Annotated in this window: 13 protein-coding genes; 11 read left to right on the forward strand and 2 right to left on the reverse strand. The window is 70.3% G+C overall.

What is annotated here, in order from left to right; all coding sequences use genetic code 11:
- Position 1 precedes the first annotated feature (1 nt).
- Positions 2 to 283 (reverse strand): UxaA family hydrolase, encoded by a 282-nt coding sequence (locus AC30N0_RS03240; protein WP_489516495.1) that lies wholly within the window; start codon positions 281 to 283, stop codon positions 2 to 4.
- 120 nt (positions 284 to 403) lie between these two features.
- Here AC30N0_RS03240 and AC30N0_RS03245 point away from each other — a divergent pair, with 120 nt between their 5' ends.
- Positions 404 to 1252, forward strand: coding sequence for a GntR family transcriptional regulator (locus AC30N0_RS03245; RefSeq protein WP_489516496.1), 849 nt, complete (start codon positions 404 to 406; stop codon positions 1250 to 1252).
- Positions 1253 to 1261: 9 nt separating this feature from the next.
- Here AC30N0_RS03245 and AC30N0_RS03250 read toward each other — a convergent pair whose 3' ends face one another.
- A complete protein-coding gene (locus tag AC30N0_RS03250) occupies positions 1262 to 2290 on the reverse strand; it encodes a LacI family DNA-binding transcriptional regulator (RefSeq protein ID WP_489516497.1) in 1029 nt (342 codons plus the stop codon).
- A 159-nt stretch (positions 2291 to 2449) separates the two neighbouring features.
- Between AC30N0_RS03250 and AC30N0_RS03255 the strand changes: the two genes are divergently transcribed.
- The 10 genes from AC30N0_RS03255 to AC30N0_RS03300 all read left to right on the forward strand — a co-directional run.
- Positions 2450 to 3289: an ABC transporter permease gene (locus AC30N0_RS03255; protein WP_489516498.1), complete on the forward strand. Its 840-nt coding sequence runs from the start codon at positions 2450 to 2452 to the stop codon at positions 3287 to 3289.
- Positions 3286 to 4068: an ABC transporter permease gene (locus tag AC30N0_RS03260; RefSeq protein WP_489516499.1), complete on the forward strand. Its 783-nt coding sequence runs from the start codon at positions 3286 to 3288 to the stop codon at positions 4066 to 4068. Before AC30N0_RS03255 ends, AC30N0_RS03260 begins: the two co-directional genes overlap by 4 nt.
- A gap of 12 nt (positions 4069 to 4080) precedes the next feature.
- On the forward strand, positions 4081 to 4878 hold the full coding sequence (locus AC30N0_RS03265) for an ABC transporter ATP-binding protein (protein ID WP_489516500.1): 798 nt from the start codon (positions 4081 to 4083) through the stop codon (positions 4876 to 4878).
- Positions 4879 to 4904: 26 nt separating this feature from the next.
- Positions 4905 to 5963 carry an ABC transporter substrate-binding protein gene (locus AC30N0_RS03270; protein ID WP_489516501.1) on the forward strand — a complete coding sequence of 353 codons (1059 nt, stop codon included), beginning with the start codon at positions 4905 to 4907 and terminating at the stop codon, positions 5961 to 5963.
- A gap of 9 nt (positions 5964 to 5972) precedes the next feature.
- Complete coding sequence (gene hpsN, locus AC30N0_RS03275) at positions 5973 to 7286, forward strand: sulfopropanediol 3-dehydrogenase (RefSeq protein WP_489516502.1); 1314 nt, start codon at positions 5973 to 5975, stop codon at positions 7284 to 7286.
- Positions 7287 to 7308: 22 nt separating this feature from the next.
- The gene (locus AC30N0_RS03280; protein ID WP_489516503.1) at positions 7309 to 8076 is read left to right on the forward strand and encodes an SDR family NAD(P)-dependent oxidoreductase; all 768 of its coding nucleotides are present in this window, start codon (positions 7309 to 7311) and stop codon (positions 8074 to 8076) included.
- A gap of 16 nt (positions 8077 to 8092) precedes the next feature.
- Positions 8093 to 9094, forward strand: coding sequence for an alcohol dehydrogenase catalytic domain-containing protein (locus tag AC30N0_RS03285; RefSeq protein ID WP_489516504.1), 1002 nt, complete (start codon positions 8093 to 8095; stop codon positions 9092 to 9094).
- A 3-nt stretch (positions 9095 to 9097) separates the two neighbouring features.
- Positions 9098 to 10300 carry a DegT/DnrJ/EryC1/StrS family aminotransferase gene (locus AC30N0_RS03290; RefSeq protein ID WP_489516505.1) on the forward strand — a complete coding sequence of 401 codons (1203 nt, stop codon included), beginning with the start codon at positions 9098 to 9100 and terminating at the stop codon, positions 10298 to 10300.
- A 69-nt stretch (positions 10301 to 10369) separates the two neighbouring features.
- Positions 10370 to 11275 (forward strand): LOG family protein, encoded by a 906-nt coding sequence (locus AC30N0_RS03295; RefSeq protein ID WP_489516506.1) that lies wholly within the window; start codon positions 10370 to 10372, stop codon positions 11273 to 11275.
- A gap of 87 nt (positions 11276 to 11362) precedes the next feature.
- The coding region (locus AC30N0_RS03300; RefSeq protein WP_489516507.1) for an arginase family protein at positions 11363 to 11925 on the forward strand (563 nt) is incomplete at its 3' end.

Genomic DNA, 11925 nt, shown 5'->3' on the forward strand with positions numbered 1-11925 from the left:
GCTACCACCTCTTCGTCTTGACGTTGTGCACGTGGGCGTGCTCGCCCTTCCTGATCGGCGCGACGACCTTGCCCATGTCGATGCCGTACTTGACCACCGTGTCGCCGACGTTCATGTCCTTCAGGGCCACCTTGTGGCCGATCGGGATGTCCTGCCGGGCGGCCACGTCGACCATCCTGTCCTCGTCCATGATCCAGCCGGTCATCGCCGTGCCTTCGGTGACGCCTTCGACCACGACCACGGCGACCGTGTCGCCAGCGTCATGCAAAACAAAATGAATCATCCAGAGCTCCGGTGTCCTGCAACGGGGATCGCGATCATCGGCCGTTCGTTTCCCCCGCGTCAAGCAACTCATCTAGATGACCTGGACGGCGCCGGCGCCGGATGAGAGACTTTCCGGCTCATGACGCGCCGCCGACCTTCCCCTGCCTTCACGGCGGCCGCTTCCCTGGCCGCCGGCGCGCCGCTCTACCGGGTCGTCAAGCGCAGCCTGCTCGCCGCGTTCGAGGCGGGCGCATTCCTGCCCGGCGACGCGCTGCCGAGCGAAGCGGAACTGGCGCGGCAGTTCGAGGTCTCGATCGGCACCCTGCGAAGGGCCGTCGACGAGCTGGTGGCCGAGCACATCCTGTCGCGTCGGCAGGGTCTCGGCACCTTTCTGGCGTCGCACAGCGCCAGCCGCTTCCTGTTCCAGTTCTTCCACGTCGAACGGGGCGACGGCTTGCGCGAGCAGCCGCAGGTCGAGCTGGTCTCCTTCGAGCGACTGCGCATCCCCGAAACGGCCGCCCTGGCGCTTCGCGTGCGCCCCGGCGAGCAGGGCATCCAGATAGAGAACCGCTTGAGTCTCCAGGGCCGGGCCGTCGTCCACGATCGCCTGATGCTGCCGTCGGCGCTCTTCAAGGGCCTGACCGAGAAGCGGGTGCGCGAGCGGCCGGGCACGATCTATCAGCTGTACCAGTCCGACTTCGGCATCACCGTCGTGCACGCCCTCGAGCGGTCGCGGGCCGGGCCGGCCGATCGGCTCACTGCCAAGGTGCTTCGCATCGCGCCGGGCACGCCGGTGATGCACGTGCACCGGACCGCGCTGACCTTCGGCGACCGTCCGGTCGAGTATCGACACTCGACCATCGACACGACGCGGCACGACTACGTGAACCTGCACAGCCGGTCGGGCCCCGGATCGGAGCCGGCACGCCTCTCCCTGCAGGAGCCCGCGCATCGCGCAACGCACGCACTGGAGCGACCCGGCGGGTAGCCGCGTCCCTCACCGCCGCGGCGCCGGCCCCGTCGACCCGCGCACGACCAGCTGCACGTCCAGGACCGTGTGCGCCGGCACCGGCTCGCCTCGCAAGGCAGCCATGAGGCGGTCCGCGGCGAGCCGCCACATGGCCTCGGTCGGCACCTGCACCGTCGTCAGGGGCGGAGCGAGCTGGTTGGCCAGCTCGAGGTCGTCGAAGCCGACGATCGACAGCGACTTCGGCACGTCGAGGCCCCTGCTCTGCGCTTCGAGCAGTGCGCCGAACGCGAGCACGTCGTTGCCGCAGACGATCGCCGTCGGCGCAGGCCGCGCCGCCATCAGCTCGGCAAAGCCGTCGCGCGCGGCCGCGATGCCATACCGGCGCTCGACCAGGCGCGCGGCCGGCAGATCGATCCCGGCCTCGTGCAGGGCGCGGCGCACCCCTTGCAGCCGAGCCGCCGCCCGGTCGTTGTCGCGGGTCGAGCCGGCCAGCATCGCGATGCGGCGATGGCCGAGATCGAGCAGGTAGCGAACGGCCCGCGCCATCGCACCGGCGTTGTCGAAGCCGACGCTGTTCATCAGCGGATCGCTGGTGAGCGACATCACGTGCACGCAAGGCAATCGTCGCTTGCGCAGGAAGGCGAGCAGCTCCGCACGCTGCCCCGCGCCGCACAGGGCCAGGCCGTCGGCACCGCGGGCGACCAGGTTCACCGCCTGGCGCATCTCGGCGTCGGCGTCGTAGTTTGAGGTGGCGATCAGCAGTTGCTGCCCGGCCTCGGACAGTCGGCCCTGCAAGGCGTCGATCGCCTTCGCGAAGATGGCGTTGTCGACCGTCGGGAAGATCGCGCCGATCGTCCCGCTGCGGCGCAGCATCATCGAGCGCGCGCCGGCGTTGGGCAGGTAGCCGAGCCTGGCCACCGCTTCCTCGACGCGCTTGCGCAGCGCCTCGCGCACGGCGCCGGGCCGGTTCAAGGTGCGCGAGACCGTCGCCGTGGAGACGCCTGCCGCCTGAGCCACGGCCTCGATCGTCGGCAACCCCGGATGACGCATCGTCATGTCTGAAATGTACGCGCTTGCAGGATGGAGGCGTCTTTCGGAACGGGCTGCATTGCCGGGAAAACACCGATGCCCGGGCGTGGCATGGCCCCTTGACCACAGCAGAGCACTCGACCCATACTGAAAGCGCTTACAAGCATAGGCTTCAGACTTCCACTCATGCCCGACGCCTTGTCCTTGAGCGCCACGCCGCCCGATGCAGCGGCGATGCGGCCGAAGGTGCCCCGCAGAGGCATGGCGACGCTGGCGTACGCGGCGATCGCCATCGTCGGCGTGCTGCTCGGCTGGCAGCTGCTCACCGCGGTGACCGGCTGGATCTCGCCGAACACCTTCCCCGCGCCGGCCGAGGTCGCCGCCGCCCTGCGCCAGATCGGCACCGAGGGCTACGCCAACGCGCCGCTGTACGAGCACGCGTTTCGCAGCGTGCTGCTGGTGACGATGGGCTTTGTCGTCGCCTCGACGATCGGCGTCGCGCTCGGCCTGGCGATGGGCGCGAGCCGCCGCGTCGAGGCCGCGGTCAACCCGGTCTTCCTGCTGCTGCGCCCGATCCCGCCGCTGGCGTGGATCCCGCTGGCGATCGTCTGGCTCGGCCTCGGCGACGCCGCCAAGATCTTGGTGATCTTCTTCGCCGCCTTCGTGCCGTCGGTCATCAACAGCTACACCGGCGTGCGCCAGATCGACCGAGCCATCTTCGAGGCCGGCGCCACCCTGGGCGTCAAGGGCGTCCGCTACTGGCGCGAGGTGCTCATCCCGGGCGCGCTGCCGAACATCTTCACCGGCTTGCGCCTGTCGCTGCAGGCCTCGTGGACGACGCTGGTCGCGGCGGAGCTGGTCGGCGCCGTCGCCGGGCTGGGCCAGATCCTGAACCAGGCTGCGCAGGACATCTACCCGGCGATGATCGTCGTCGGCATGGCAAGCGTCGCGCTCAGCGGCTGGCTGATGACGATGGCCCTCGGCTGGATCGAGGCGCGCGCCATGCCCTGGAAGCGCCTGTCGTGATCGGACCGCGGCTCGCACCCGCGCCCTTCTGGACGCTGACGCTGCTCGGCGCCGCGACCTTCCTGTCGGTGTGGAGCGTGGCCGCCCTGTCGGGACTGACGACGCGGGAGTTCCTGCCCGCCCCGTGGGACGTCGTCGGCCGGTTCGCGCAGCTCATGGTGGAGCCGTTCGCTGGCTACACCCTGCCCCAGCATCTCTGGTCGAGCTTCCAGCGCTTCGGCACGGGGTTCGTGCTGGCGGTCGTCGTCGGCGTGCCGCTCGGACTGCTCATGGCCTGGTTCCGCTGGGTCGACCGGCTCGTCACGCCGCTGTTCGAGTCGATCCGCTTCGTCGCACCGATCGCCTGGGTGCCTTTCGCGGCGCTCTGGTTCGGCACCGGCATCGGCGGCCCGGTGCTCATCATCTTCATGGGCGCCTTCCCGCCCGTGCTCATCAACACCTACCGCGGCGCCCGCCAGGTCGACCCGAAATACATCGAGGCCTCGCGCATGCTCGGCGCGAGCAGCTTCCGCTCGATGACGGAAGTGCTGCTGCCGGCGGCGGTGCCGTCCATCGTCGCCGGGCTGCGCATCTCGGCGGGCCTGGGATGGCAGTCGCTCGTCGGCGCCGAGCTGATCGTCGCCTCCAGCGGCGTCGGCTACCTGATGGTCAAGGGCCAGGCGTCGATCTCGACCGCCACCGTGATGAGCGGAATGATCGCCATCGGCATCGTCGGCATCGCCATCGACTACGGGCTGAGGCGGCTGCACCAGCACATCGACGCGCGCAGAGGCGTCTGACTCGGAAACCCCATGGCCAACATCAGCTTCAGCGACGTGCAGCGGGTCTTCCACCAGAACGGCCGGGCCTTCGTCGCCCTGAAGGACGTGAGCCTCGAGGTCGCCGACCGCGAGTTCGTGGCCATCGTCGGCCCCTCGGGCTGCGGCAAGACCACCTGCATGCGCATGGCCGCCGGCCTTGAGCACCCGTCGGCCGGCACCGTCAGCGTCGACCGCGAGGTGGTGCGCGCGCCGGGGCCGGACCGCGCCGTCGTGTTCCAGGCCTTCGCCCTGTTCCCGTGGAAGACGGTCTGGGACAACGTCGAGTTCGGCCTGATCTCCCTGGGTGTCGATGCCGCCGAGCGCCGGCGCCGCATCGAGCACTACATCGGCCTCATGGGGCTCGGCGGCTACGAGCGCGCCTTCCCGCACCAGCTTTCCGGCGGCATGCAGCAGCGCGTCGCGATCGCCCGGGCCTATGTGCTCGACCCGAAGGTGCTGCTGATGGACGAGCCCTTCGGCGCGCTCGACGCCCAGACCCGCGTCGTCATGCAGGAAGAGCTGGTCCGGCTGGCGCGCCAGCACCCGCGCACGGTGCTCTTCATCACCCATGCGGTGGAGGAGGCGGTCTACCTCGCCGACCGCATCGTGGTGATGACGGGCCGGCCCGGGACCATCCGCGAAATCATCGACGTCAAGCCGGTCCGTGAAGCCGACGACTGGGACCGGCACGAGCGCATCGAGGACGTCATGGACCTGCCTTCGTTCGTGCGCCTGCGCACGCATGTCTGGAAACTGCTGCGCGACCAGGCCGTCGCGGCGGCGCACTGATCGCTGTTCACCCCAAGGAGAGATTCATGAACCGATTCGCACTGTCCGCATGGAAGCGCGCCGCCGTCGGCGCCGCGCTCGCCGCGGCCACGATGGCCCATGCGCAGCCGACGCTCACCGAGATCAAGGTGAGCTACCAGCCGGCGCTCTACTGGGCCCTGCCCTTCTTCGTGGCCACCGAGAAGAACTGGTGGGCCGAGGTGGGCCTGAAGCCGGTGTTCAGCACCTTTCCGGCCGGCGTGCCGCAGATCGCCGCGGCCAATTCGAAGTCGTGGGATGTCGGCGGCACGGGCTCGGTGCCCGCCGTCCTCGGCCATGTGCGCTTCGGCATCAAGACCATCGGCCTGACCAACGACGAGTCGGCCGGCAACGCCCTCCTGGTGCGCCAGGACGTGGCGGCGAGGATCGCCCAGAACCCGGCTTCCATCAAGGGCCAGACGATCCTGCTGACGGCCAACTCCACGGGCGACTACGCCGTGCAATCCTGCCTGAAGCGATACGGTCTCACCAAGGCCGACGTCACGATCAAGAACATGGGCCAGGCCGAGATCATCTCGGCGGTGTCCTCGGGCAATGCCGAGCTGGCAGGCCTGTGGGCGCCGAACATCTACACCCTCGAGGAGAAGGCCGGCGCCAAGGTCCTGTGCTCCGGCAAGGAGGGCGGCGTGGTGGTCCCGGGCGCACTGATCGCGCGCGGCGACTACGCCGAGCAGAACCCGGAGAACGTGGCCAAGTTCCTGGCCGTCTACCTGCGGGCATGGAGCTGGATGACGGCGCACCGGCCGGAGGCGATCGAGATGATGCGGAAGTTCTACCAGCAGGGCGGCGTGTCGATCAGCGACGCCTCGATGATGAAGGAGTTCACGTCCCGGCCGACCTTCGACCTCAAGCAGCAGCTGGCACGCATGGACCGGGCGCGCGGCAACTCCGACGTCGACACCTGGTTCGGCCAGATCTCCATCTTCATGCGGGGCACCGGCGCGATCCAGACGGTGCCGGCATCGGCCGACTACGTCACCGACACCTACATGAAGCGCGTGCAGGCCGACCCGAAGCTGCGCGATTTCGCCAACCGCACGAACTGAGCCGACGCGATGCCACTGCACTACCTGAAGCGGGCGACCAAGACGCCGGAATCCGAAACCGCCGTGGCGCAGCGCGTCGCGAGCGAGATGCTGGCCGGGATCGAGGCCCGCGGCGAAGCGGCGGTGCGCACCTATGCGAAGGAGCTCGACGGCTGGGACGGCGACATCGTCCTGGACCGGGCCGAGATCGACCGGCGCGCCGCCGAGGTGCCCTCGCAGGTGCGGCGCGACATCGACTTCGCGATCCGACAGGTGAGCGACTTCGCCCGCGCCCAGCGCGACTCCCTGCAGGAGTTCTCGATCGGCCTGCACGAGGGGGTGACGGCCGGCCAGCGCGTGCTGCCCGTCAACGTCGCCGGCTGCTATGCGCCGGCCGGCCGCTATGCGCACATCGCCTCTGCCTACATGGGCGTGGCCACCGCCAAGGCGGCCGGCGTCGGGACCATCGTGGCCTGCTCGGGGCCGTTCCGCGGCGGGCCGATGCACCCGTATCTCCTCTACGCGTTCGACCGGGCCGGCGCCGACATCATCCTGACGCTGGGCGGTGTGCAGGCCATCGCGACCATGGCCTACGGCCTGTTCACCGGCAAGCCGGCCGACGTGATCGTCGGTCCCGGCAACAAGTTCGTCGCCGAGGCCAAGCGCAGCCTGTTCGGCCGCGTCGGCATCGACGTCTTCGCCGGCCCCTCGGAGGTGGCGGTGATCGCCGACGACAGCGCCGACGCCGCGATCGTCGCCAGCGACCTCGTCGGCCAGGCCGAGCACGGTCACGAATCGCCGGCGTGGCTGTTCACCACTTCGAAACCCCTCGCCGAGGACGTGATGAGCCGCCTGCCCGCTCTCGTCGAATCGCTGCCGCCGACGGCCCGCGATGCCGCGACGGCGGCGTGGCGCGACTACGGCGAGGTGATCGTCTGCGACACGCGCGAGGAGATGGCCGCCGTGTCCGACCGCTACGCCGCCGAGCACCTCGAGGTGCATGCACGCGACCTCGACTGGTGGCTGTCGACGCTCACCTGCTACGGCTCCCTCTTCCTCGGCGAGGAGACGACCGTCGCCTTCGGCGACAAGGCCAGCGGCCCCAACCACGTGCTGCCCACGAAGGGGGCCTCGCGCTACTCCGGCGGCCTCTCGGTGCACAAGTTCATGAAGACGGTGACCTGGCAGCGCATGACCCGTGCCGCGGCGCGCGATATCGGCGAGGTGACGGCGCGCATCTCGCGCCTCGAAGGCATGGAAGCGCATGCCCGCACCGCCGACGACCGGCTGGCGAAGTTCTTCCCCGGCCAGTCGTTCGACCTCGGCGAACGCGTGTCGGTGTGAACGCCTCGGCACGGCCGCGCCGGTGAAAGGCGACGAACTGTTCGCCCTGCGCGGCAGGCGCGCACTGGTGACGGGGGGCAGCTCGGGCATCGGCGCGGCGATGGCACGCACGCTGGGCGCGGCCGGCGCCCGCGTCGTTCTGGTGGCGCGACGCCGGGCCGAGCTGCAGGCGGAGGCCGATCGCCTGCAAGGCGAAGGCATCGCCGCCGACGTCCTCGTCGCCGACCTGGGCGACCTCGCCGCCGCGCGCGCGGCCGCCGCCGAGGCAGGGCAGCGCCTCGGCGGCATCGACATCCTCGTCAACGCGGCCGGCGTGAACCTGCGCCAGCCTTTCGCCGAGGTCACGCCCGAGGCCTGGCAAGCGCAGGTCACCCTGCACCTCGGGGTGCCGTTCTTCCTGGCCCAGGCGCTCGCGCCCGGGATGAAGTCGCGCGGCTGGGGCCGCATCATCAACGTGGCGTCGCTGCAGAGCTTCCGCGCCTTCGACCACGGCGCGCCTTATGGAGCGGCCAAGGGAGGCATCGTTCAGCTGACGCGGGCGATCGCCCGTGAATGGGGTCCCTGGGGCGTCACCTGCAACGCGATCGGGCCGGGCTTTTTCCCCACGGCCCTGACCGCGCCGGTGTTCGACGATGCGGAGCTCGCCGCGCGCCATGCGGCGCAGACCTGCCTGGGCCGTAACGGCGCGCTCGACGACCTGGCCGGCCCGACCCTGTTCCTGGCCAGCGACGCGAGCCGCTACGTCACCGGCCAGACCCTCATGGTCGACGGCGGCTACACCGCCAGATGACACGCCTGGAGGCGCGATGAAAGCACTGGTCTACACGGGCCCCCGCGAGATCCGGCTCCTCGAGCGCGAGATGCCCCGCGCCGCCGAAGGCGAAGTCGTGCTGAAGATCGAGGCGGTGGGCATCTGCGGGTCGGACATGCATGCCTGGCACGGCCACGACCCGCGCCGGCAGCCCGGCCTGGTCCTCGGCCACGAGTTCGTCGGCGCCATCGTCGAGTCGAGGGCGCCGGGCTTCGCATGCGACACGCGCTGGACCGGCAACCCGCTGATCGTCTGCGGCGTCTGCGAGTACTGCGCGCAGGGTCGCAACAACCTCTGCGCAGACCGCACGATGGTGGGCATGACGCGTCCCGGCGCCTATGCCGAATTCATGAGCATCCCCGCCGCGTCGCTGATCGCGCTCCCGCCGGGGGTGCGCACGACCGCGGCGGCCCTCACCGAGCCGGCGGCAACGGCCTGGCACGCCATCGCGCTGTCGATGCGCGTGCTGGCCCGCCCGCTGCACGAATGCCGCGTGCTGGTCATCGGCGGCGGTGCCATCGGCATGCTGGCCGGGCTTCTCCTGTGCCATCTCGGGGTCGCCGAGCTGGCCATGACCGAGCTCAATGCGCTGCGCCGTGCCGCCATCGCCTCGCACGTCGGCTGTCGCGCCATCGATCCGCGCGACGAGCCGCTCGCCGACGCGGCGTTCGACTACGTGATCGACGCCGTCGGCGCCCAGGCCACGCGGCTGCAGGCGTTCGCTGCCGTCAAGCCGGGCGGCGCGATCATGCACATCGGCCTGCAGGACTGGGCGAGCGAGATCGACATGCGAAAGCTCACCCTCGCCGAGATCACGCTGCAGGGGACCTACACCTACACCACCGCCGACCTGCGCGCCGCCGTGGCCGGGTTGCATCGAGGCGTGTTCGGCGACCTCGCCTGGGTCGAGGAGCGTCGCCTGGAGGACGGCTCACAGGCCTTCCTCGATCTCGACGACGGCCGCTGCGCCGCTGCCAAGATCGTGCTGAGGCCCTGAACGATGGGCGCGTCGCCGGACGGACTCTGCTTCGCCACCGACCTGAGCCGGCCCGAGCCGATCCCGCCGGCGGGCATCGACCGAGCGCTGGCCCTGATGCAGAGCGGCCGACTGCATCGCTATGGCGAGAGCGGTGGTGGTGCCAGCGAGCCGTCGCAGCTCGAGGAAGAGTTCGCCGCCTTGCTGGGTGCGCGCTACTGCGTCGCCCTCAGCTCGTGCGGGGCGGCGATGTTCGTCGCCCTGCACGCCCTCGGCGTCGCGCCGGGCGACAAGGTGCTGACGGGCACGTTCACGCTCGCACCGGTGCCGGGCGCCATCGCCCACGCCGGCGCCGTGCCGGTGCTGGTCGAGACCACGTCGGCGCTGAAGATCGATCTCTGCGACCTCGAACGCAAGGCGGAGGAAAGCGGCGCGCACGTGCTGCTGCTCTCGCACATGCGCGGCCACATCGCCGACCTCGCCGCCGTGCGCGCCGTCTGCGACGCCCGAGGCATCGCGATCGTCGAGGACTGCGCACACACCCTGGGCGCGCGCTGGGCCGGGCGGCAGACCGGCACGTGGGGAAAGGTCGGCTGCTTCAGCACGCAAAGCTACAAGCACATCAACTCCGGAGAAGGCGGGCTTCTCGTCACCGACGACGACGACGTGTGCGCGCAGGCGATCCTCGCTTCGGGCAGCTACATGTTCTACGCGGAGCACCGCTCGAGGCCGCCGGCCGAGGCCTTCGAGCGCTGGCGCTACCGGACGCCCAACTTCAGCCTGCGCATGTCGTGCCTCGCCGCGGCGCTGCTGCGGCCGCAGCTCGCCGCGCTGCCGGAGCGCGCCGCCCTCTGGAATGCGCACTACCGCGCACTCGAGGCCGGGCTGGCCGCCTTGCCGCGTCTGGCCGTGCCCGCGCGCGACCCGCGTGAGGAGTTCGTCGCCAGCTCGATCCAGTTCCTGCTCGACCTCGACCGCGAGGGAGCGGCTCGGTTCATCGCGGGCTGCGCATCGCGCGGCCTGCACATCAAGTGGTTCGGCGCCGACAGTCCGGTGGGTTTCACGAGCAACGCGACGCACTGGCGCTACATCGAAGGCCAGCCCGCCGCGCAAGGGTCGCTGGCACTGATGGAGCGGCTCTGCGACATGAGGATTCCGCTCGCGCTGTCCACCGAAGACATCGCGCTGATCTGCAGGATCGTCGCGGCTGCGCTGGGCGAGGCATAGCCATCGGTCGGGCCGGGGACGGCCCTCCGGGAGTCGGCTCCGCCCCGGTAGAGACGGTAAGCTCGCCGGATGAACCAGCCCAGCATCCCCGAGCGCACGTTCCCCACCGCTCAGGAAGACGCCGAAAAGGAGATCGTCGCCGCACAGCCCCTGTACGAAGGCCCGGAAAGCGCCTACCGCCTCGCCTTCACCGACGTCGACTTCCTGCTTCGCGAAGAGCTGCGCCCCATCCGCCTGCAGCTCGAGCTCCTCAAGCCGCAGCTGATCCAGGACGAGCAGGGCATCGAGGCGACGATCGTCTTCTTCGGCAGCGCCCGCATCCTGGCCCCGGAAGTCGCCGAGGGCGAGCTGGCTGCGGCACGCGCGGGCGGCGACGCCGGCGCCTTGCGCATGGCCGAGACGCGCGTCGCCATGTCGCGCTTCTACGAGGAGGCGCGCCGCTTCGCCGGCATCGTCACGCAGCGCTCGGCGGCGTTCGAGAAGCCGCTCTACGTCGTCACCGGCGGCGGCCCGGGAATCATGGAGGCGGGCAACCGCGGCGCCTTCGAGGTCGGCGGCAAGAGCGTCGGCCTCAACATCGTCCTTACCCACGAGCAGGTGCCGAACCGCTTCATCACGCCGGAGCTGTGCTTCCAGTTCCACTACTTCGCGCTCCGCAAGATGCACTTCCTGATGCGCGCGGTGGCCCTGGTGTGCTTCCCGGGCGGCTTCGGCACGCTCGACGAGATGTTCGAGGTGCTGACGCTGGTGCAGACGGGCAAGTCGCGGATGCGGCCCATCCTGCTCTTCGGCCGCGAGTTCTGGACCCGCCTGATCGATTTCGACCTGCTCATCGACACCGGCATGATCTCGCCCGGCGACGTCAAGCTGTTCCACTTCGTCGAGACCGCGGAGGAGGCCTGGGCGACGCTCTCGGCGCAGTACGGCTACGACCTGCCCGAGACGACCACCGGCGATCTCGCGCTCGACATCTAGCATGAAGCCCGATGGCGCCTCACTCCGTTCGCTGCCCCCCGGGGGGGCGGCAACGCCCTTGGGGCGGCCCGGCGGGCGTTGCAGCGCATGAACAAGCTCGTCACGCTGATCGGCGCGCCCACCGACATCGGCGCCGGCAGCCGCGGCTCGAGCATGGGCCCGGAGGCGCTGCGCGTCGCCGACATCGGCCCGGTCCTCGTCGGGCACGGCCTCGAGGTGCTCGACCGCGGCAACCTCAGCGGGCCACCGAATCCCTGGCAGCCGCCGAGCGACGGCTACCGGCATCTCGACGCGGTGGCCGAATGGAACCGCATCGTCCACGACGCCGTCCACGCCGAGCTCGCCACCGGTCGCATGCCGATCCTGCTCGGCGGCGACCACTCGCTCGGCATCGGCTCGATCAGCGCCGTCGCCCGGCACTGCCGCGAGACGGGCAAGAAGCTGCGCGTGCTGTGGCTCGACGCGCACGCCGACTTCAACACCAACGAGCTCACGCCGAGCGGCAACATCCACGGCATGCCGGTGGCGTGCCTGTGCGGCTTCGGTCCGAAAGAGCTGATCGAGATCGGCGGCCACGTGCCTGCGATCAGCGCCAAGTGGGTGCGGCAGATCGGCATCCGCAGCGTCGATCCCGGCGAGAAGCGCCTCGT

The sequence above is a fragment of the Rhizobacter sp. genome (assembly GCF_031412495.1).
Lineage (GTDB): Bacteria > Pseudomonadota > Gammaproteobacteria > Burkholderiales > Burkholderiaceae_C > Schlegelella_A.